Annotated in this window: 22 protein-coding genes; 19 read left to right on the forward strand and 3 right to left on the reverse strand. The window is 36.3% G+C overall.

The features are described 5' to 3' along the window. Window positions 1–151 precede the first annotated feature (151 nt). The 5 genes from N2Z58_05315 (at window position 152) to N2Z58_05335 (ending at window position 4,306) form a co-directional block, all read left to right on the forward strand. Entirely contained in the window at window positions 152–1,879 is a 1,728-nt protein-coding gene (locus N2Z58_05315) for an ABC transporter ATP-binding protein/permease (GenBank protein ID MCX7654073.1), read from the forward strand. 37 nt (window positions 1,880–1,916) lie between these two features. After that, window positions 1,917–3,374, forward strand: a complete 1,458-nt coding sequence (locus tag N2Z58_05320; GenBank protein MCX7654074.1) for a GGDEF domain-containing protein — start codon at window positions 1,917–1,919, stop codon at window positions 3,372–3,374. 292 nt (window positions 3,375–3,666) lie between these two features. Then, the gene (locus N2Z58_05325) at window positions 3,667–3,867 is read left to right on the forward strand and encodes a DUF1659 domain-containing protein (GenBank protein MCX7654075.1); all 201 of its coding nucleotides are present in this window, start codon (window positions 3,667–3,669) and stop codon (window positions 3,865–3,867) included. Beyond that, a complete protein-coding gene (locus N2Z58_05330) occupies window positions 3,864–4,082 on the forward strand; it encodes a DUF2922 family protein (protein ID MCX7654076.1) in 219 nt (72 codons plus the stop codon). The genes N2Z58_05325 and N2Z58_05330 overlap by 4 nt, the downstream gene beginning before the upstream one ends. 29 nt (window positions 4,083–4,111) lie before the next feature. Beyond that, the gene (locus tag N2Z58_05335; protein MCX7654077.1) at window positions 4,112–4,306 is read left to right on the forward strand and encodes a hypothetical protein; all 195 of its coding nucleotides are present in this window, start codon (window positions 4,112–4,114) and stop codon (window positions 4,304–4,306) included. A gap of 54 nt (window positions 4,307–4,360) precedes the next feature. On the opposite strand, the gene N2Z58_05340 is transcribed toward N2Z58_05335, so the two are convergent. From N2Z58_05340 to N2Z58_05350, 3 genes are all read right to left on the reverse strand, one after another. Beyond that, a complete protein-coding gene (locus N2Z58_05340; GenBank protein MCX7654078.1) occupies window positions 4,361–5,311 on the reverse strand; it encodes a radical SAM protein in 951 nt (316 codons plus the stop codon). Window positions 5,312–5,631: 320 nt separating this feature from the next. Further along, window positions 5,632–6,429 (reverse strand): NAD(P)/FAD-dependent oxidoreductase, encoded by a 798-nt coding sequence (locus N2Z58_05345; protein ID MCX7654079.1) that lies wholly within the window; start codon window positions 6,427–6,429, stop codon window positions 5,632–5,634. A gap of 50 nt (window positions 6,430–6,479) precedes the next feature. Beyond that, the gene (locus N2Z58_05350; GenBank protein ID MCX7654080.1) at window positions 6,480–8,675 is read right to left on the reverse strand and encodes a fibronectin type III domain-containing protein; all 2,196 of its coding nucleotides are present in this window, start codon (window positions 8,673–8,675) and stop codon (window positions 6,480–6,482) included. Between the two features lie 354 nt (window positions 8,676–9,029). On the opposite strand from N2Z58_05350, the gene atoD reads away from it, so the two are divergent. From atoD to N2Z58_05420, 14 genes are all read left to right on the forward strand, one after another. Next, window positions 9,030–9,683, forward strand: a complete 654-nt coding sequence (gene atoD / locus N2Z58_05355; protein ID MCX7654081.1) for an acetate CoA-transferase subunit alpha — start codon at window positions 9,030–9,032, stop codon at window positions 9,681–9,683. A gap of 1 nt (window position 9,684) precedes the next feature. Then, window positions 9,685–10,335 (forward strand): 3-oxoacid CoA-transferase subunit B, encoded by a 651-nt coding sequence (locus N2Z58_05360; protein MCX7654082.1) that lies wholly within the window; start codon window positions 9,685–9,687, stop codon window positions 10,333–10,335. Window positions 10,336–10,364: 29 nt separating this feature from the next. Continuing rightward, on the forward strand, window positions 10,365–10,787 hold the full coding sequence (locus N2Z58_05365; protein ID MCX7654083.1) for a 3-aminobutyryl-CoA ammonia lyase: 423 nt from the start codon (window positions 10,365–10,367) through the stop codon (window positions 10,785–10,787). Window positions 10,788–10,876: 89 nt separating this feature from the next. Continuing rightward, window positions 10,877–11,704, forward strand: a complete 828-nt coding sequence (locus tag N2Z58_05370; protein ID MCX7654084.1) for a 3-keto-5-aminohexanoate cleavage protein — start codon at window positions 10,877–10,879, stop codon at window positions 11,702–11,704. After that, window positions 11,701–12,738 (forward strand): L-erythro-3,5-diaminohexanoate dehydrogenase, encoded by a 1,038-nt coding sequence (locus N2Z58_05375; GenBank protein ID MCX7654085.1) that lies wholly within the window; start codon window positions 11,701–11,703, stop codon window positions 12,736–12,738. Before N2Z58_05370 ends, N2Z58_05375 begins: the two co-directional genes overlap by 4 nt. A 63-nt stretch (window positions 12,739–12,801) precedes the next feature. After that, complete coding sequence (ablA, locus tag N2Z58_05380; GenBank protein MCX7654086.1) at window positions 12,802–14,076, forward strand: lysine 2,3-aminomutase; 1,275 nt, start codon at window positions 12,802–12,804, stop codon at window positions 14,074–14,076. Between the two features lie 3 nt (window positions 14,077–14,079). Then, a complete protein-coding gene (locus N2Z58_05385) occupies window positions 14,080–14,487 on the forward strand; it encodes a MaoC family dehydratase (protein ID MCX7654087.1) in 408 nt (135 codons plus the stop codon). 5 nt (window positions 14,488–14,492) lie between these two features. Then, the gene (locus N2Z58_05390) at window positions 14,493–15,464 is read left to right on the forward strand and encodes a hypothetical protein (GenBank protein MCX7654088.1); all 972 of its coding nucleotides are present in this window, start codon (window positions 14,493–14,495) and stop codon (window positions 15,462–15,464) included. Between the two features lie 5 nt (window positions 15,465–15,469). Next, window positions 15,470–16,930: a DNA mismatch repair protein MutS gene (locus N2Z58_05395; GenBank protein ID MCX7654089.1), complete on the forward strand. Its 1,461-nt coding sequence runs from the start codon at window positions 15,470–15,472 to the stop codon at window positions 16,928–16,930. Continuing rightward, window positions 16,923–18,494 (forward strand): lysine 5,6-aminomutase subunit alpha, encoded by a 1,572-nt coding sequence (locus N2Z58_05400; protein ID MCX7654090.1) that lies wholly within the window; start codon window positions 16,923–16,925, stop codon window positions 18,492–18,494. The genes N2Z58_05395 and N2Z58_05400 overlap by 8 nt, the downstream gene beginning before the upstream one ends. Window positions 18,495–18,520: 26 nt before the next feature. Continuing rightward, the gene (locus N2Z58_05405) at window positions 18,521–19,312 is read left to right on the forward strand and encodes a cobalamin-dependent protein (GenBank protein ID MCX7654091.1); all 792 of its coding nucleotides are present in this window, start codon (window positions 18,521–18,523) and stop codon (window positions 19,310–19,312) included. A gap of 188 nt (window positions 19,313–19,500) precedes the next feature. Further along, a complete protein-coding gene (locus N2Z58_05410) occupies window positions 19,501–20,628 on the forward strand; it encodes a glycosyltransferase (protein ID MCX7654092.1) in 1,128 nt (375 codons plus the stop codon). A 21-nt stretch (window positions 20,629–20,649) separates the two neighbouring features. Continuing rightward, window positions 20,650–21,774 (forward strand): glycosyltransferase family 4 protein, encoded by a 1,125-nt coding sequence (locus tag N2Z58_05415; protein MCX7654093.1) that lies wholly within the window; start codon window positions 20,650–20,652, stop codon window positions 21,772–21,774. Between the two features lie 38 nt (window positions 21,775–21,812). Then, the gene (locus tag N2Z58_05420) at window positions 21,813–22,955 is read left to right on the forward strand and encodes a glycosyltransferase family 2 protein (GenBank protein ID MCX7654094.1); all 1,143 of its coding nucleotides are present in this window, start codon (window positions 21,813–21,815) and stop codon (window positions 22,953–22,955) included. Window positions 22,956–22,962 lie beyond the last annotated feature (7 nt).

Below are 22,962 nucleotides of genomic sequence, written 5' to 3' on the forward strand. Positions count from 1 at the left end.
TTCATCGAATCCGGAATCCAAAATGGATTCCGGATTTTTTAACTCATGCTTAAAGATTGATCATCTTTAGATATTACATTTTCAGCACAGATGTTGTATAATTAAGATAATTAGCATAGCAAATTAATTAGATTTCGGGGTGGTGTTGATTGTGTTAAGAGCTTTCCTTAAAAAAAGATGGCACTACTACATTTTTGGAATTATTTCACTTATCGTTATCGATTTGCTACAGTTATTTGTACCAAAAGTTGTTGCAAAGGCTGTTAACTCGATACAACATATAAAAGACCTGAACGATGTTAGATTTTTCGTTTTTTCCATTCTTGGATTGGCATTTGGCATGTTATTTGGGAGATTTTGGTGGCGTTATTTCATATTGGGAAGTTCAAGGTATTTTGATTACTATGGTAAGAAAACCCTGTTCGACAAAATACTCTCGCTTGACATGCATTTTTTTGACAAGCATCGTTCAGGAGATATAATGGCCTACTTTACAAACGACTTATCCACCGTTGAGCGAATGTTAGGAATAGGTGTAGTCCAACTAACTGATGCACTTTTTATGAGCTCAATGACTGTTTTTTTCATGGCAACATCAACTAATTGGAAATTGACACTTATAGCACTTTCGCCTTTACCAGGTATAATAATAATCTCCGCGTTATTTGGAAAACTTATTTTTCGACGTTCCAGAAAAGTACAAGACGTTTACTCAGAATTAAGTGGCTACACTGAAGAAACGATAGATGGTATAAGGATAATAAAAAGCTTCTCGATAATTCCAAAAATAGAAGAACTTTTTGAAAGAAGAGCAAAAGATAACTTTGAAGCTACCATTTCACTTATTAGAGTTTGGGGAATTATGTGGCCGCTTGTTCATTTTGTTGGTACACTCGCATTTTTTTTAGCGCTCACAGTTGGTGGACCTATGGTTGTGAAAGGTACAATTACACTTGGGGACTATATAGCCTTTAATAGTTACATAGGTATGTTAATATGGCCTTTAACTGCTTATGGTATGGTTATGAATGTGATTCAACAAGGACGTGCTTCCTTGCAAAGGTTAAAAGAGCTTCAGAGTGTGGAACCTTTAGTAACTGAGCCAAAAAAACCACATATACTTAGCAAAATAGAGCAAATAGACATTAAGAACCTGAGCTTCAAATACCCGGGAACAGAAAGGTACGTACTTAAAGATGTTAATTTTTCAATAAGGAAAGGACAATTCGTAGGCATAGTTGGTACCGTAGGAAGTGGAAAATCAACACTTGTTAAGATAATAAGCAAACTTTATCCAGTCGAAAGTGGAACAGTTTATGTAAACGGAATAGACATAAACGATCTGAATTCGAAAGATATAAGAAAACTAATATCTTACGTCCCCCAAGAAACTTTTCTTTTCTCAAACTCTGTAAAAGAAAATGTTGCATTTGCATTGGAACGGTATGAATTTGAAAAAGTCAAAGAAGTAATAAAGCTTTCAGCAATAGAAGAAGACGTTGAAAAATTTCCGGAAAAATATGATACAATAGTAGGACAAAGGGGTGTTATGTTATCTGGTGGACAAAAGCAAAGACTTACTATCGCGCGTGCTCTCATGCGTCAAGCTGATGTTTACATATTTGATGATTGTCTTTCTGCGGTAGACCCTGAAACAGAGCAACAGATAATACAGATGCTCCGTACAAAAATGAAAGGTTCAACTATGATCGTTATAACGCACAGACTAAAGGTGCTTCAAGGTGCCGATATCATATATGTACTCGACCAAGGAAGGATAGTAGAAAAAGGAAATCACTACGAGTTGATCGAAAATGACGGTTTGTATGCCAGAATGTATAGGAAACAGCTGGTAGTTAATGGTTACAGTGATTATTAGTGAATATAGAAAATTTGTTGCAAAAGGGGAAAGCACAATGGCAAATAGTTTCCTTTTTTGCGTTTTTTTGTTGCTCTTAAGTAGTTTGTTCTTCGTGTTTTTAAGTTACAGTAAAAAACTGAAAAATCAAAAAAAGATAATTGAGGATAAAGAAGAACTCCTCAATTGCTTTGGAATGATTATTGACACTCAAGGATATGGAGTTGCAATTTGGCAGGCGGAAAATTTAATTTACATAAATTCAAAGATATTAGATCATGCTGCCATCTTAGATTTAAATTTGAAAAATAAAGAAGATGTGCAAAGGGTACTCTCAAATCCAGAAAAGTATTTGGCTTTGCATGACGTGATAAAAGCTTTTCAAGAAAAAGAATTTACTGAAGAAGAGTATTTTCACACCTGGGCAAAAGAGACAGGAAAAAAATATTTGCAAATAACTTACCTGAAGAAGAAGATCCACGAAAAAATGTATCGCGCAATTTTAACACGGGATATATCACTTGAATTTCCAAGTGTTGAGAAACAGATATTAAGCGAGCTCATCAATATACTTTCTGACGAATTGTCCAAAGAAGAAACCAGCATTTACGACCTTGGTGAACGAATAAAAGATCTCTTAACACATTACGGACTCGCTGATACTTTCGGAATAGCTTTCTTGCAACCAAACGGTTATTTGTATTATCCGTACATGAAATACATCGATGATGATAGAAGTGGGATGTCCCTGGAACCTGAAGTGAAGAATCTAACAAGATATGTTATAGATAAAAGGACAAAATTGCACATTAGAAATTCCTTAGAAGAAACAGATCTACCGAATGGTTACACAATCTTGAAGCTCCACGGAGGTTTGTTTACTATTTACTGTGCACCAATTGTTTACAGGTCAATTGCTCGAGGTGCTGTTCTATTTGAAAAGCAAGGTAAAGATCAGTTTTCCGATTCCACGATCATTTTATTCGACAAAATAGTCGATATCATAAATCTGTCACTATATTTTATCGACATATTAAAAGAAGTTGAGGAAGACAGAAAAAAGCTTTTTGAACTATCGATTAAGGATTATCTGACCGGGGCGTACAGTAGAAGGTTTCTTGAACAGTATCTTGAAAAAGAGATGTACAAAAGTAAGAGAATGGGCACTCCTTTGTCTGTTATATTGATAGATATCGACAGATTTAAGGAAGTTAACGATATGTATGGACATGTTTATGGGGATAACATGTTAAAAAACTTAGTGAAGATAGTTAATCAAACGATAAGAGCCATGGATGTTATAGCAAGATATGGTGGCGATGAGTTTGTAATAGTCCTTTCCGAAACAGATACGGAAAGTGCGCAAAGGGTGGTAGAGAGAATTTTGAAAAATCTTGAGAAGGAAAATATAAAAGTATCCTATGGAATAATAGATGCATCGCAATTCGAAACTATAGAGCAAATATACAGAGAAGTTGATGCACGAATGTACGAGATGAAGAAAAAGTTATTATAAATATATAAATTAATTTCAATACCTATTTCGATACCTACCTTTTTCTTTAATTACATGACCGTTACTACCACCTACATAGGCTTCTGACAACTTACATACCTTTTCCTGTCCTCAGTGGATTGTAATTCCCAACGAGCATCAGATATATGTAAACATAAATCAGTTTTTATTTACAAAATAAAAACAGAATTTTCTTTTGTGTAAATGTATGTAACAATACAACAAAACAAACTACGAAAAGTAGATACATAATAATGCCTGCGCAGGTAAAAAGATTTGGGGGTGTAAAGGCATGAAAAGATTATCTATAAGGTGGATTATAGGGGAAGATGAACAAGGAAAGCCAATTTACAGGAGGCAAACTTTGACTGTTTCAGAAGACTTCTCTGCGACTGCTGCACAGACAGTTGTGAATATTCTCGATAAGTATTCAAAGTATTTATGCGAAAGTGCACAGATAATCTCTACCGAAAGTGTAGGTGATTCGGAATGAAAAGATTAACCTTGATTTACAGAGGAGAAGAAAACGGACGTAGAAGAATTTACAGAATAAATGTTCCCGAACCAATTGAAAACATAGATATTGCAGAACTAACACAAGATATACAAGCACTAAAATTACTTGGTTTAGTACCGGATAACTTTGAACCAGATGAAGCAAGAGTAATAGAAAGTAACGTAAATGTGCTTGTCAATCTCGCTGAGTAGTATAAGAGCCTAGGTGGTTGGTGATTAAAATGAAATGGATTTGGGATATTGTTAAACTATTAATGTATCTCGTTGAAAGACCAGGTGATGGTGAAAAGAAAAAGCAAGAAGTTATGGAATTAATGGATGAACTTTATGAAGACTTAAATATACAAATCCCTGTAGAAATTTACCATTCCATTGTCTCAGTTGCGATAGATTATTTAGCATTAGTCTTATTTTGAATTTGTATAAGAACTTAAGCAACAAGCCGGTAGCGACAAAGCTACCGGCTTTCTTCATTTCTTTACAAAAACGTAAGCATTATCCAATTTCCTAAGTGCCGTCAAGTGTTTTTGTACATACTGTCCACAATTACTTCCAATCTTGTTTTCCTCAAGTTCGCCTACACTTATGATCACTTCGTATCCGTAATTTTTCAACTCTTCGACAAAAGTTCTGTGTTTCAAAACCAGTCCACTATCCGTCACGTCGGAATTTAACCTGTTTTCAATAGCTTTGTAGGTAGGATTAACAGGTGTTATTTTTATCAAAAATTTGTTTGGATCGAAATATCTCTTGATTATATTTGAATCTACTATATTCTCCTTTGCAAGTGCAAAGTTTAGGGTTATTTTTCTATCACATTTGCTGAAGAATCTTTCACCGTATTTTGCCATCTGTTCAAAACTCCACTTTTTTACGGGAATAATTTCATCTCTTTGTTTTTCATCCGTAGTGTGTATAGAAAATTGTAACTGAAATCTACCAATATAATATTTCTCTTTAACTTCCAATAACCTCTCAAACCAAACTTCTCTGCCAGCAGGTGCTACAGTACTTATCGAGGGCATCAAACCTGGTGCATTTATTAAACTTGGCAGATCTTCAAGTACACTGATAACATCATCATTCAAAGATGGTTCACCAACTCGGGCAAACTGAATTTTAAACTTCTTAACGGGTACGCTTTCCTCGTATCTTCTTCTTACTAAGAACAAAATTTGAGCTATTATTTCATCTTTACTTAACTTTCTTTTATAATATCCACCGGCATCACACATCATGCAACCTATCGGGCAACCATCCATTGTTGAGACGATTAGCACCCATTTGTCTTCTCTTGGAATAGGAGGTTGTAAGGATTCAACAAACTCAACAAAAGATCCTTGAGGCGTCTTTGCCAAATAGACCATCGCAATATCTTCTTTACCATATACTTCAAGAACATCCAAACTTGTATCTTCCATGCGAGAATACTACCTCCTGATTAATTTATTATTTTTATATTTTCAACGTTTGCTATTTCCAAAATATCTTTTCTAACAACATAGCGTAGATCCTTCTTTTAGTCAAAATCTCTATCGTCTTTTCAAACACACTTAAAGCTAAGTAAACTAAGAATTATTCTGTTGCTCGCTGGTTTCTGATCAAAGATCTTTTAATTTCTTCACAAATCCGTTGACATATTAGGCTTTTATCCTATTAAATCAATCCAAGTCAACGTTGAAATGTTTTTTTGATTTTAAATTGTGAATAAATAAATTTTTCATGGCTTGTTCTAACTCATTCACTTTTTCTGATTTTTCATAATAATATCCATTGCACATCTGATACCATCACCAACAGCAATAGAGGCTTGACGGAATTCTACATGTGCAGCATCTCCAATTATATACACATTACTTGCGTTTCTAATCTCGGGTAAATTAACTTCACGACCAACAGCAACAAGTAAGGCGTCAAAATAAAATTCACCCACACTCGTAGTAATTTCAACTCCGCACTTAGCATCTTTTACAGACTTGATCTGGCTATTAAGTCCAATTTCTATCCTAAGTTCAGATGCCTTCTCAACTAATTTTGGTACAGCTTTAATTGAATTCCCTCTTATGAATATTTTAACGTTTATACCTCTCAATTTTGCCTGAATTGCACTGTCGAAAGCAACGTCTCCACCGCCATAGATTGCAAGACTCTTAACGTCAGAAGGTAGATCCCTGTACTCGTACACAACACGATCGTTAACTTCAAATTCAATAATTCTCTTTGGAGCGGTTCCCGTAGCTAAAACAATCACATCAGTGTCGTATGAACCGTGCCTTCCAAGAAGTGTATTTCCGTTCACAGATAAAATTTCGTCGAAAACTACCTGTATATTATTTTCTTTTACTATCTTTCTCAACCTATTTGCTAATACAACCCCGCTTGACGGCTCTACCAATGGAAAATTCTCAACACACCACGCATTTTCAATTAGTCCACCAATGACTCTTTTCTCATATATAATCACATTTGCTCCGTATCTTTTCAAAAAACTTGCACAAGAAACCCCTGCCGGTCCACCACCAACAACAGCAATTTTCAACCGATCACTCCTTAAAAGAAAGACGAATGAGATTAAAATCTTGCGTGGAGTTATTTTCTGATTTCAAATGTCCAAATATCACCTTGAGTTACACCACCATGTGGATCTTTTGCAACAACATACCAATAGTACTTTGCAGGACTTTCCAAACGCAGTTTTAAGTAATTATCTGCTGTTACTCTTGGAGTTACATTCGTAAAATCGCTGGTTCGACTTATGTACACTTCGTACGTTAATCTATCATTATCAGGATCTTTTCCATCCCAACCAAGAACAACTTCAGTCGTAGTTGAACTTGACGTTATGACTGTACCATCTTCCGGACTTGGATTGCTTGGCCACAATGGGGCAGTGTTTGTTCTAGTTGTAAACTTCCACGTACTGCTGTAGGCATAATTTCCAAATGGATCTTTTACTTCAACGCGCCAAAAGTACGTTGTTACAGGTTGCAAACCACTAATTGTAATCGAAATCTCATCAGCAGTTTGACCAGATAGCATACGAGCCATATTTAATTCATCGGCTCTACCATAGTAAACATAATATTCAAGAGACGCTTTGTCATCGTCTGGATCGCTACTCGATTTCCATTTTAAAGTTACGCTGTTAAAGTTGAGCTCTTTTTGATTATCAGACGGTGAAATAAGTACGGGAGCCGTTGGCGGAATTTTCGTTTCCGTAATTCTAAAGCTCCAAACAGGTCCTTCTACTGGATCATTGTAACCATCTCTTGCAACAACTTTCCAGTAGTACCTTTTACCAAATTCAAACAGTTCCGACGTTGAATATTCATTTTTACGTAAGTCAGATGCTTTTAACTTAAGATTATCAGGACTATCACCCATATACAAATCGTATTTCAGTTCATCGCCATCTGGATCAGAACAGGTCCATGAAAACAGCGAAATTCTATTTGGTAAATTTTCCTTGTTATTACTCGGGAATGGATTTGATGGTACTGAAGGCGGATTATTTCTGTAAGTTTCAAAAGTAAAAGTAGCGCTTGTGGATTTCGCTCCATGTTTATCTTTTGCTTCTACATACCACTGATATCTTTCTCCTACTTTAAAAAATCCCGCGATTTGGCTAAAGTTAATCTGTGTATCATTCACCGGATCCATGAATCTTTCGGAAGAAGAGCCTTTTATTACGAACCTATAGCTTACATAATCTTCGTCGGGATCCACAACAGCACCCCACCTGAAATTTAAAGAAGAAACCTTTGCGAGATTCACTCTGGAATTATTAGCTGGTTCTTGTAAAACAGGTACCGGTGGGGGTGTGTTAACCTTTGTCCTAAATGAAAAACGTTGAGATGCCTTCTCATTGTGAGTATCGTAAGCCTCTATTTGAAGTATGTAATTTGTATTCGGTGCTAATCCTGTAACTTGATATTCCTCTTCTGGTGAGAGACTTATGATTGGATTACTAGGGGCAGTTCCTTCTTGGTAAAGGTAAACTGTGTACCTCAGCTCTTCAAAGTCCCTGTCTAATCCTTTCCATTTCAATAACAAATTGTTGAATTTTACGTTTGTTGATTTATCTTGCGGAGATATGAGTTCGATCTTTTCCGGTGGTTCATTAGCTTTGGTAGTAAATTCAGCAAACGGCGAATTTACAACCGCTCCCCATTTGTCTTTTACTTCAACACTCCACCGATACGTAGTAGTTTGCCTCAAATTTTTTGCTAAATAGGTGTCTGTTGCAACAGATGTTTCTATGTAAGGTTTATCTTTACCTTTTTCGTATATTCTTACAGTGAAGGTTAAATCATCATCATCTTCATCAGATGCTTTCCAAGTAAGTCCAAGCATCCCAAAGGGATGACCACTTGTACCATTCGGTAACAATCCAGATACTGTTGGCGGCGTATTTTTTTTAGTTGTAAACACCCACTGACTACTGGATACAGAGTCGTTGTTTGTTAACCTAATGTACCATTTGTACTTTTTCTCTGGTGAGAAGATCCCTTTTGGTACAATCACCTGCTCGATTTCCTTTTCGGCTTTTACAGTTTTAGTGAATACCTGCGAATTTGTTGCCGAATCTTTTACAATAATATCATAAGTTTTACCGACTGTGGCTTTAAATCTAAGTACAACGTTGTTAAATGGTACGTTTGTTGCATTATTCTCAGGACTGACAAGTTCTGGAGTTATCGAAACTTGTTTCGATGTACAACCGTAGTTAAATAAAATAGTCAAAAAAGTAATAGCAATTAAGAAGAATCCTCTGATGCGTTTCATCCTCTAACGCCCCTTTCAGTCCAACCTCAATGATATTTTGATTATATTATACCCAATAATCGAACAAAAAACAAATGTCCATTCGATCAATTACCAGGACTCTCCATCAAAAACTTCTCAATATTTTAGCCTGTCTGCTTACAATCGTAGTTCAATAACCAAATACTTTTTTATAAAAAAGTCGTATTTCATAAGCCTTTAAAAGCCTTGGTTTTTCGGTCATTGCTTTTTCAATCTCTTTCTTGCTTATTTATGCGCGCTATTTGTTAATTGTGCAAAATTAGAAAGTAATATTTTTGAATGATATACTGATCTTGAAGAATTGAAATGCCTTAAAGAAGGGGGGAACAAGTTTTGAAAGTTGTCAGTTGCGACCAAGTTGTTGAGTTAGTAAGACCTGGCATGGTTGTTATGATAGGTGGTTTCCTAGGTGTTGGAACACCTGAAAATATCATTGATAAACTCGTTGAAAAGAGAATAGGAAACCTGACAGTCATAGCTAACGATACTGCGTTTGAAGACAAGGGTGTGGGAAAGCTTGTGAAAAACAAGCTTTGTAAAAAGGTTATAGTATCTCATATTGGTACAAATCCAGAAACTCAAAGGCAAATGATATCAGGTGAGCTAGAGGTTGAATTGGTTCCACAAGGTACGCTGGCTGAAAGAGTACGTGCCGGTGGTGCTGGGCTTGGTGGTATTTTGACTCCAACAGGAGTTGGAACAATAGTAGAAAATGGAAAACAAGTTATTGAGATTAATGGAAAAAGATATTTGCTCGAGCTGCCTCTGAAAGCAGATATTGCACTGATAAAAGCAAAGAGATGTGATTATTTTGGAAATCTTGTTTACAACTTGACCGCCACTAACTTTAATCCACTGATGGCTATGGCAGCGGATACAGTTATAGTAGAAGTCGAAGAAATAGTACCTGTTGGTGTGCTTTCACCAGACGAGATAAAAACCCCAGGTGTACTTGTAGACTATGTCGTTGTTTCGGGGGTGAAGTGATATGTCAGTTGATCCAAAAGAAAAAATCGCAAGGAGAGTTGCTCAGGAATTAAAAGAAGGTGACTTAGTTAATCTTGGAATAGGTCTACCTACACTTGTTGCAAATTACATTCCAAAAGGTGTACATGTTTTTTTTCAAAGTGAAAATGGGATCATAGGGATGGGACCCGAACCTGAAAGTGGTTTTGAAAATAAAGACTTAACAAATGCTGGTGCTGGCTTTGTTACGGCACTTCCTGGTGCAATGACATTTGATAGCGCATTTTCTTTCGCGCTCATCAGAGGCGGTCATCTTGATGTTACTGTTCTTGGAGGATTACAAGTAGATGAGGAAGGGCATCTTGCCAACTGGATGATTCCCGGAAAGATGATTCCAGGTATGGGTGGAGCTATGGATTTGGTAACCGGTGCAAAACGTGTTATTGTCGCAATGACACATACGGCAAAAGGTGAACCGAAAATTTTGAGAAAATGTACATTGCCACTTACTTCAATAAGAAGAGTAGATTTGATAGTAACAGAATTAGCTGTAATAAAACCAACTGATGATGGTCTGGTTCTTGAAGAAATAGCAGAGGAAACAACTCTTGATGAAGTGCTCAAGCTTACAGAGGCACGATTGATAGTACCTGATAAATTAAGGAAATTTTAAGATTTTGCAGTCATTTTGGAGGTGTCTCAATGAATTTTCCAAAGGCAATGATAAGGGTTAGAATGAGTCAGGCTGATGCACATTACGGTGGAAATCTTGTTGATGGCGCAAGAATGTTACAACTTTTCGGGGACGTTGCTACCGAACTGTTGATTAGATACGATGGTGATGAAGGACTTTTTAGAGCTTACGATAATGTTGAATTCTTAGCACCAGTATACGCAGGTGATTACATAGAAGCTTACGGAGAAATTGTAGAAGTTGGACGTACGTCACGTAAAATGAAATTCGAGGCTTACAAAGTGATTAGATCAAGGCCAGATATAAACGACAGCGCTGCAGAAGTAATTGAAAAACCTATATTAGTTTGTAGAGCAAGTGGAACATGCGTTGTACCACTTGAGAAACAAAGGTACAAAATACAACCAACTAATAATAAGGAATCAGATTAGACCGTAAGTTCAGTTAGTCTTAACTTTGAATTTGAGATTTGGTTCTAACACGGTGAATCTGAGAAACCCATTAGTTGAGGTGATACTATATGGATAAATTAATTATTACCGTTGCTGTTACTGGTGCTGAAGTTACAAAAGCTCAACAACCCAACCTTCCCATAACTCCTGAAGAAATTGCTGAAGAAGTTTACAAATCTTGGAAAGCAGGTGCTTCTATTGCACATATACATGCCAGAATGCCAGACGGCACACCTACGCAATCCAAAGAGGTATATGCGGAAATTAAAAGGAAAATACGCGAAAAAGGTTGCGACATAATATTGCAATTTTCAACCGGTGGAGCTGTTTGGCATAAACCAGAAGAGAGAATTCAATGTCTTGATGCGGAACCGGAGATGGCAACACTATCGGCTGGTTCCTGCAACTTTGGCGAAGATGTTTTTATGAATACCCCATCTTTTATGGAACTTCTTGCGATACGTATGAAAGAGAAAGGAATAAAACCTGAGATTGAGATTTTCGAACCTGGAATGGTAGAAAATGCTCTTAGACTCGTCAAAAAAGGCTTACTTGAGCTACCACTTCATTTCGACTTTGTATTGGGCGTTCCCGGAGCTATGTCTGGCAACATAGAAGATTTGGTCTTCTTAGTTAATAAACTACCAAAAGGATGTACATGGTCTGTTGCAGGCATTGGAAAATATGAATTACCACTTGCCGTACACGCTATACTGATGGGTGGACACGTTAGAGTTGGATTTGAGGACAATATCTATTACAAAAAAGGCGAACTTGCAACGTCTAATGCACAACTTGTTGAAAGAATAGTAAGAATTGCTAAAGAAGTTGGTAGAGAGATAGCAACACCTGACGAAGCACGAGAAATGCTTGGAATTAGGAGGGAAAAAGAATGAAAAATGTAAAAGGATGTCCTTTTGGTACTCATAGAGTGATCGAACCAAAAGGTACTTTACCACAGGCGGCGCAAAAAATAGACAATAATATGGATATATACACAAATGAAATGCTGATAGATGTTAAAACACTCAACGTAGATTCAGCGAGTTTTACACAAATAAAAGAAGCATGTCATGGTAACATTGAATGCATAAAAGATACTATTCTAAAGATAGTAAGCGAACGAGGGAAGTTGCAAAATCCAGTTACCGGCTCCGGAGGAATGCTAATAGGTGTGGTAGAAGAAATTGGTCCTGATTTTCCAACTGATGTAAAGGTGGGGGATAAAATAGCAACACTTGTTAGTCTTTCTCTCACCCCTCTCAGAATTGACAAGATAATAAATGTAAACATCGAAACTGATCAAGTAGACATAGAAGGTAAGGCAATACTTTTTGAAAGTGGTATATACGCCAAACTCCCAGATGATATACCCGAAAAACTTGCACTTGCAGTTTTAGACGTAGCTGGTGCACCAGCTCAAACGAAAAAACTTGTAAAACCTGGTATGACGGTGTGTATCATAGGTGGTGGAGGAAAATCAGGAATATTATGTGCTTACGAAGCAATGAAAATCCTCAGGAATAGTGGAAAGCTTATCGTTGTAGAATATTCTTCAGAAAATGCAAAACGTATCCAAGACTTAAAATTAGCACATCATGTTATCGTTGCCGATGCAACAAAACCAGTAGAAATGTATCATAAGGTAATGGAAGTAACTGGTGGAGAGTACTGCGACGTTGTTATAAACAATGTCAATGTCCCAACCACAGAAATGTCTTCGATTTTGATAACAAAAGACGAGGGTATCGTGTATTTCTTTAGTATGGCAACTTCATTCACAAGGGCTGCTCTTGGCGCAGAGGGAGTTGGTAAGGACATCACAATGATAATTGGTAACGGATATACTAAAGGACATGCCGAAGTGGCACTAAATATCCTCAGGGAATCTAAGCAAATAAGGGATTTATTTGAAACAATCTATACATAAACTTGCATCTATTGAATTATCAAAAAATAGTTCAAATGTGCAATTATTACAGGAGGGATTTTTGTGGCAAGGCATTTTAAAGACATACCACTTTGGAAAAATGTAACAGACGAAGAGTGGAATGACTGGAAATGGCAAATAAGAAATAGAATAATGGATGTTGATACACTAAAACGAGTTATCAATCTAACACCTGAGGAAGAGGAAGGTGTTAGAAATGCTCTCAAAACTTTGAGAATGGCCATTACTCCGTACTATGCCAGTCTGATGGACCCAGACAATCCAAAGTGCCCTATTAGAAGACAAGCAGTTCCAACAGCAAAAGAGCTTGTTGTATCACCATGGGATATGACTGACCCATTGCATGAAGACGAAGATTCACCTGTTCCGGGTTTGACTCATCGATACCCGGACAGAGTGTTGATGCTCGTTACTGATATGTGTTCCATGTATTGTAGGCACTGTACACGAAGAAGATTTGCTGGTCAGCATGACAGGGCAAGAACCAAACAAGAGATAGATGCAATGATAGAGTATGTAAAAGAAACCCCACAAGTCAGAGACGTACTTATCTCAGGTGGAGATGGCTTACTTGTAGGTATTGAAATGCTTGAATACATACTTAGGGAGCTCAGGAAGATAAAGCATGTTGAGATAATAAGGATTGGCACACGCACACCTGTTGTTTTACCACAAATGATAACTCCCGAACTAACAAACATGTTAAAAAAATACCATCCAATTTGGATAAATACACATTTTAATCATCCGAAAGAAATAACCCCAGAATCAACAAGAGCATGTGAGATGCTTGCTGATGCCGGAATACCACTTGGTAATCAATCGGTCTTATTACGTGGGATAAACGATAGTCCTTACATAATGACTGAACTTGTCCATCAGCTTGTTAAGATCAGAGTCAGACCTTATTATATCTATCAATGCGACTTATCTCAAGGGCTTACACACTTTAGAACATCTGTCAAAAAAGGACTTGAGATAATGGAAGCACTTATTGGACACACTTCAGGATTTTGCGTACCATGGTTTGTTGTAGATGCACCTGCTGGTGGTGGAAAGATAAGAGTTATGCCAAACTATGTTATATCCATGTCTGACCACACAGTTATATTAAGAAATTACGAAGGAGTTATCGTAGCATACCATGAACCTGAAGACACCGAAAGCGATGTTGATGATAGTGAATACAGAGACAAATACAAATTCTCTGGTGTTGCCTCACTGTTCACCGATAAGAAGATAAGCATAGAACCTGCACATTTAGAAAGACATGAGAGAATCAAAAACTGGAAAGAAAAAATCAAAGGAGGAAATTAAAATATGGTACCAAATATAGATGACATCTTCGTTGGACAAATTTACGAAGTCAAGAAAACCGTGACAGACGAAATGGTGAAATTGTTTGCCGAGGCAACAGGTGATAAGAACCCCGTCCATTTGGATGAAGAATTTGCAAAAAATACTATATTCAAAGGTAGAATTGCTCATGGTGTCTTATCGCTTGGAATAATATCCGCTGTACTTGGTATGGAGTTTCCAGGTGCAGGTACAATATATCTCATGCAAAACGCAAAATTTAAAAAACCAGTTTATGTTGGTGAAGAAGTTACAGTCAAATTGATTGTCAAAGAAATAGATAAGGAAAAAAGGAGAGTTCTACTTGACACATTCGTAATTAAAGAAAATGGAGATAACGCAATCGAAGGGGAAGCTCTTGTGAAAATTTAACGATTATGGATGACAAATCTGTACTCATACAATCGGTTTTAAACGCCAAAATCTTAGCGATCATAGGGCTCGAGAAAAATACTGGCAAAACGGAAACTTTGAATTTCATAGTTAAATGCTTAACGGGAAAGAAAAATATAGCCTTAACATCCATAGGGACGGACGGTGAGGAAAAAGACATAGTATTTGGAAGCCCAAAACCGTCCGTTTACGTTGATGAAGGACAGATTTATACTACAACAGAATTCTTTTTCAAACGAAGAACAGTGCTGTCGGAGATTCTACATGTCTCCACTCAAACAACACCAACCGGTAGATTAATCATAGCGCGTGCGTGTGAACCAGGAAAAGTAGTATTATCAGGACCTCCTACCACAGCCTGGATGAAAGAAGTTACAACGTATTTAAGTAACATTGCAGATCTGGTTATAATCGATGGTGCACTCTCACGATTCAGTCAAGCAAAACCATCGATCGCAGACAGTGTAATACTTGCCACTGGTGCAGCTTATTCCTTAGAAAAAAGAGAAATTATCAGACATACAAAATATATACATACTCTATGTACATTACCAGTTTTTGAACAAATTCCTTTGGAAGTTGCAACCAGTAACCTTATCTGGATATTTGATGGAAGCGAATGGAAAAACTCAAACGTATCATCCGCCCTCAATCTACAAAAACTCAAAGAAATAGAAGGTGACTTTTCCTGCATATACATCCCAGGGGCACTCACCGATAGCGTGTTAAGAGCAGTCTATAACAAGCAAATAATCGTAAGAGATTTTACAAAAGTATTCATTTCTTACGAGCAATTTGTTAAATACAGACCAAATATAAAAGTACTTGAGAAGACAAATGTTATAGGAATAACAGTAAATCCTTACTCACCAAGTGGGTACTTAATTGATTCAGAATCTATTATAAATGAACTGAAAAAAGTTATAAATATCCCCATAATCGACGTGCGTAGGTGATGAAATTGTTTGTCTTTTCAACTATACCTTCAAAAACAGAGGAATTTGAAAGAATAATAGGATTTGACTACGTAAAAACACTCCTTGAACCAAAAACTCCGTTTGGTCGAAAATACTTTAAACATCTCAAACCACTTAGTTTTGAGCATATTGCTCAACACTTAAACGATATTACTTTGTTTGTGAGACTGATCAAGCAATCTGTAATTACTCAAGAAATTATTAAAGAATTTGAGAATGTGGTTGACATTTCAAAAAGTGTGGAACGACTTAAGAGTGGAGAAGTATTAGACGAAGTTGAACTATTTGAATTAAAAAATTATGCGCTTGTTGTTGAAAATGTACGCGAAAAAATCTCAGGAGAAGTTCCTGAAGATTTACTACCTCCGCAACTTGTAAATGTTATCGACATACTCGACCCAGAGAAAACAAGATTGCCAACGTTTTACGTCTATGACACTTACAGCGAAGAACTAAAGGAAATACGCAAAAAAAAGCGCGAACTAATTAAGTTAAAAACTTACGATGAATCACAACTTGCCGAATTGTCCGAACAAGAGATAAGGTTAGAAAAGCAGATACTGAAAGACATATCAGCAAAGCTTTACGATTACTCGAATATCATTACGGAATCAATAGAAAAAGTAAAATACCTTGATGTAATAATTACGAAGGCAAAATTGGCAATAAATTGTGAATTAAGCAAGCCAGAGATAGTGAACTTTGAGAAAGATTTTAAAGACTTCAACATACACATAGAGAACATGTTTAATCCAAAGCTCAAAGAAGAACTAAAAAGTAAATCGAAAAATTACCAACCAGTGAGCATAGACATACGTCCTGGTGTTACAATTATAGTAGGAGCAAATATGTCAGGAAAAAGCGTAATACTAAGAACAGTTGCACTTGTACAGTATATGGCACAACTTGGTTTTTTTGTACCCGCACAAAGATGTAAAACAATCTTTTTAGACTCGATTGCAATCATTGCAGAAGATTACCAAAAGCCCCTTAGTGGACTGTCTTCCTTCGGCTCTGAAATACTAATGATAAACGAAGCATTAAGTAGGGCAAAACTTTCTCGAAGCCTTGTACTTATAGACGAACCAGCCAGGACAACAAATCCATACGAAGCTAACGCGATTGTCAATGCAATCGTTGATGAATTTGAAAGTACCGGTTCTTATACTTTAATTGTCACACACTTAGATGATATTCGCTCTAAAAAAAGACTGAGAGTAAAAGGGTTAAGAGAAGACATAGGGTTTTCTTTTTCAGAGCAACCAGAGAAACTGATTGAAAATATTCAAAATTACATAGATTACACCTTAATTGAAAGTAATGAATCGACCGTACCAAAAGAAGCTATTAAAATTATGGAATTACTTGGAATAAACCAACAGATAATAAAGAAGGCAAGAGAAAATTTAAATAACAATAAATTGGGGAGGTACAAAGATGTCTGAAGTATTCGAGAGCAAGCTAGGTATAGATCCAAAGAAGGTTGAAAGAGCTCGTCAACTTGCCAAAGATATAGCTGTCGATGTGGTTAAGTTTGTAAAAAAATACTCAACTGTAAGCGTTGAAAGAACGATTTGTAGATTCTTTGGAATAGATGGTGTGACAAGTGACGACATACCTTTACCAAACGTAGTTGTTGATCATTTAAAAGAAAAGGGAGCACTGCAGAACGGTGTGACTCTGTATATTGGAAATGCAATGTTAGAAACCGGTATGGAACCTCAAGAAATCGCCCAAGAAGTTGCGAATGGTAAGCTGGACCTGACAAAATTACCGATGCACAGCATGAGCGAAATAAAAGATGTTATTGATGAACTTTCTCAGAAAGCTGTTAAAAAAGTCGATGAAAAAAAATCAGAAAGGAAAATGTTACTCGAAAAACTTGGTGATCCACTCCAACCTTACATATACGTTATCGTCGCAACTGGTAATATATACGAAGATGTTGTGCAAGCACAAGCTGCTGTACGACAAGGTGCCGACATAATAGCAGTTATACGTTCAACAGCCCAAAGTTTACTTGATTACGTACCTTACGGTGCAACAACAGAAGGCTTTGGAGGAACTTTTGCAACACAGGAAAATTTTAGAATAATGAGAAAAGCACTTGACGAAGTGGCCAATGAAGTTGGCAGGTATATAAGACAAACAAATTACAGTTCGGGTTTGTGTATGCCGGAAATAGCAGCATTAGGTGCACTTGAAAGACTTGATGTTATGTTAAACGATGCACTCTATGGAATATTGTTTAGGGATATAAACATGATACGCACAATGGTTGATCAATATTTTTCAAGGATCATACTTGGTTACGCCGGGATAATAATAAATACGGGTGAAGATAATTATTTAACAACAGCCGATGCCTACGAACAAGGATATACGGTAATATCTTCACAACTTATCAATGAACAACTCGCACTTTTGGCTGGAATTCCGGAAGAGCAGATGGGACTTGGACATGCTTTTGAGATGGATCCATCTTTAGAAAATGGATTTTTGTACGAACTTGCACAGGCTCAACTTTCAAGAGAGCTATTCCCAAAAGCGCCACTTAAGTACATGCCACCCACGAGATTTATGACAGGTAACATTTTCAGAGGACTTGTACAGGATGCAATGTTCAATGTCGTGGGAATCTGGACAAAACAAGGAATACAACTACTTGGAATGATGACTGAAGCAATACACACACCGTTTTTATCCGATAGATACATAGCCATTGACACAGCAAAGTACATATTTAACAACATGAAAAATATCGGTGATGAAATTGTGTTTAAACCGGGTGGAATAATCCAAAGACGTGCACAGGAAGTACTCGATCAAGCAATAGAACTGTTGGAAAAAATGAGAGAAGATGGATTGTTTAAGTCACTTGAAAAAGGAGTTTTCGCAAACACAAAACGTTCGATGAAAGGTGGAAAGGGACTTGATGGAGTATTTGAAAAAGGCAAGTACTACTACAACCCGTTTGAGGAAAAGATGAATCCAAAAGCTGAGATATAAGAAATAGAGCCGAGAGGAGGAAATTTATGTCCGGAGGATTGTATTCACTTGACAAAAAAGATTTTGACAAAACGCTGAATCTTCAAGCCATAAAACCCTACGGCGACACAATGAACGACGGCAAGGTTCAAGTTAGCTTCACATTACCAGTTCCAGATGGTGATGAAGCAGTCGAAGCCGCCAAACTGCTCATGAAAAAAATGGGGCTTGACAATCCGATGATAGTATATCACCACCAACTTACGCCGGGTTTTACATTCTTCATTGGTTATGGGGATTGTGTCTATACGATAGATTACACAGCAATTAAAGTACCTAAGGTCGAAGTACACAGAATGACAATGGAAGAAATTGACGAGTTCATAGAAAAGAACATTGGAAGAAAGCTTGTTGTGGTTGGCGCAACAACAGGAACGGATGCACATACCGTAGGACTGGATGCTATACTAAACATGAAAGGTTTTGCCGGACATTACGGACTTGAAAGATACAAGATGTTTGAAGTCTACAACATGGGAAGCCAGGTACCAAATGAAGAATTCGTTGCCAAAGCAATAGAAGTCAAAGCCGACGCTTTACTTGTCTCACAAACAGTTACACAAAAAAATGTGCATATAAAAAACCTAACAAATTTGATTGAAATACTCGAAGCTGAGGGAATAAGAAAAGATGTGATAGTCATTGTCGGAGGTCCAAGGATAACTCATGAACTTGCTAAGGAACTTGGATTCGACGCAGGGTTTGGTCCTGGTACATTCGCTGAAGACGTTGGTGCATTCATAGCTCAAGAATGGGTAAGGAGACATAAACAAGTATAAAAAATGGATGGATTGAGTTAAAAAAAGTTGTAAAAAAACACTAACTGAGTTATAATTAAGAAAAGAAACAAAAAGAGGAATCGCTCAATTTTGTTCACCGGGGAATGAAAATAGTAAGTACATTCCCAAGTTTTTTTGTTTTACTGTACTGTATTAATTCACACATCTTTGAGAGGAGATGTAATTTTGTGACAGTGGTAAACATCAACAAAATGTACCCACCTGAAATTGGCGGCGTTGAAGTGGTAACCGAAGCAATTGCAAAAATTGTAGCAGAACATGGATTCAAATCTAAGGTTTTGACTTTCAACTCCGAAAGACATTTAAAAATAGAACATCTCAACAACATAGAAGTGTGGAGAATCCCTGTGAACATAAAAATTGATCCTGTTAGAATATCTCTTTTTTATGCAAAGTATTTCAAGAATATTATAAACGACGCTGACAAATTGATTTTCCATTTCCCTTCTTTTCAACCGGAACTGAACTTCTTGTTACACCAGAGGTATATAAACAAAACCAAAATTTGCTTTTTTCACGCAGAAGTGTCAGGCAGGGGATTGGTTGGTCACTTTTACAATCACTTTTTAACAGACAAGTTTTTGAATAAAATGGAAAAAATTATTGTAACATCACCAATGATGATAGAAAGCAACGATGTTCTAAAGAAATACAAACATAAGATTGAAATAATACCACTTTTTGTAGATACCGAACACTTCTTTTATAGACCCCAAAACAAAAGATCTGTGATCATAGAATCACTTAACTTTAAGCACAGAAACCCAAAGATAGTTTTGTACGTAGGTAGATTTGGAAGATATAAAGGTTTGGAATATTTGGTAAAAGCCTTCGCAAAACTTCCAAATAATTATGTCCTTGTTATGATTGGCAAAGGACCAAAGAAACCTTTTGTCAAAAAGCTTTGTGAAAAATTGATGATACAAGATAGAGTTCTTTTCTTGGAGAATATTCCATATTCTGATCTACCGGAATTTTATAGCGCTGCCGATGTTTTTGTTTTACCCTCTACGGATAGAGGCGAAGCATTTGGTATTGTGGTATTAGAGGCTATGGCGTGCGGCATTCCAGTTATAACAACAGAGCTTGGAACCGGTACAACATATCATAATCTTAACAAAGTAACGGGGTTACACGTGAAACCAAGAGATGTAGAAGGAATCTCAAATGCGATAAAATTAATCACTACAGAAAATTGGAAGCAAACAAAGAAAGACGAAATAGTAAGTCGCTCGAAAGAGTTTGACTTAAAGATTTTCAAAAAGCGCATAATTGAACTCTTGGAAAGCACCTAAAATCTTTTGTGGAGGGGTAAAGTGAAGAAAACCATTGTTTTGGATTGTAGAATGTACGGAATGTCAGGTGTTGGAAGATACATAGAAAACCTGATAGATGAGATCGTAGAAAAAGAATTAGAAGAATATAACTTCATCCTAATAGGCTATAAGAACAAACTCAAACAATATAGCAATTCACCAAATGTACTTGCCGTCGTTAACACTAACCTCAAACCTTTCAGTCTCCGAGAGACTATCTTAGGTTATTTTTTCTTCAGAAGGCTATCAAAAAGATCCTCGCTCGTTCATTTCACGCACATCAACCTACCATTCATTGTTCCCAAAAATTCCATACTAACCTTACATGATTTAATTCCTTTCCTTTTTCCTCAGTATTTTTCAAAACTTAAGTTATTTGCTTACAAAACAATATTAAAAATAAATAAAAACAGATTTGCCAAATTCATCGTTGTCTCTGAATCTACAAAAAAGGATCTAATAAATTTGTTAAAGGTAAAAGAAGATAAAATACATGTAATCTACGAAAAAACATCGTTGTTCAAACGCATTAGAAATATTCAAGATTTGGAGACTCTCTGCAACAAGTTTGCTTCAACATTACCAGAGAACTACTTTCTTTACGTTGGAAATAGAAAAAAGCACAAAAATCTTGAATTCATGATAAAAGTTATGGACATGATATTTAATTTCTTTCCCGACTTCTACTTTGTGATTGCCGGAACTAAAGACAGTAGTTTTGATTTCGTAGATAAATCTCTTCTAAGCGTGAAGAACAAGAACAACTTTATCCAAATACTTCAACCATCAGATGATGAATTGATATGTCTTTACAAAAAGGCGTATGCACTTTTGTTGATTTCACAATACGAAGGTTTTGGTATCCCCATCATTGAAGCTGCTTTCTTTGGAGTACCTGCTGTTGTTTCAAATGTGTCCTCACTACCTGAAGTTGCGGGTGATTCAGGCATTTATGTAAATCCATACGATGAAAATGAAGCATTCGAAAAAATTTACAATTTTATAATCAATAAAGAATTAAAAAATGAAAAATCTTTAAATGCATTAAAAAATTATGAACGCTTCTACAATTATCCACAGTTAGAACTGTTAAAGAAAGTTTACAAAAGTCTCTTAGAAAACTAAATTAAATTTCGGTTAGAAGAAAAATGGAAGTGAGAATGATGTTAGGTACAATTCTTTGGAATGTTAAAAAATTGCGAAGTCTAATATCTTGCTTTTCCCAAAAAAACATACAAACTTACTTGAATAAAATGGAACTTTATAAGAAAAAATCACAATCAAATACAGCAAACGTTCAAGAATTAATAATCGATACTACCAAGAACACACCGTTAATAAGTGTAGTGACGCCAGCTTATAATGCTGAGAGATTTTTACCCTCGCTTGCCGAAAGTTTAAAAAGACAAACAGTCTCTAGAGACATGCAATGGGTAGTAGTTGACGATTGTTCGACGGATAATACACAAAGTCTTCTTTTATCTTTGGCAAAGCAATATAAAGATTTTTCAGTAAAAGTTATTAAAAATAAAATTAACAAAGGGGCTTCATTCTCGTTAAACAGAGGATTCCAAGTTTCAGATGGTAAATATATAGCTTGGATAAGTGCAGACGATGAATATCTTGATACGAAAAAGCTAGAAAAAGATCTACAAATCCTCGAAAAAGGCAGCGATGTAGTTTTTTCAAAGTACACCCTGATTAAATACAGCAAAGGTAGCTCAAAGCTGGTCGAAAGCATCATTCCTGAAGACAACACTGAACTATTTTTATATCTCACTTTCTCTTCAAATTTAAACGGTTCATCTTTGGTCCTGAAAAAGGAACATTACTTGATGGTTGGCGGATTTGATGAGAATTTGTGGAATGTCGACAGTGATTATGACCTTTTTGCTAAGCTATCACTCCTTAATCTAAAGTTTGCTTTGAGTGATTCGACGGTGTTACGACGTATCCATAAACACCAGACCTCTCAACAAATGCCTATAATGCGTTTGGGAACTTCTTTAACAAGAAGTAGATTTTCAAAGATAGAAACCCTCAGAGAACTTATGATTAAAAAGCTCCAGAATATCAGAAATTTCACGGACAGTTTCAACTTGGCTGCAAATTTTTCGTTCTTCTTCTTAGATATATCAGAAAATGCGAAATTACCGATACTTTTGCGGTTTTTGAAAAGCCTCTTAAGACCTTATTCAGAAACAACGGCTAATGTAATGCAAATTTACAAAAATTTTGTAGAATACATGACAAACTTAGATAACTTCTCTGCATTTAAGAAACTTATAGAAAATAAAAAAATGTAATTCTTTA

This window comes from Fervidobacterium sp., from assembly GCA_026419195.1.
GTDB lineage: Bacteria > Thermotogota > Thermotogae > Thermotogales > Fervidobacteriaceae > Fervidobacterium.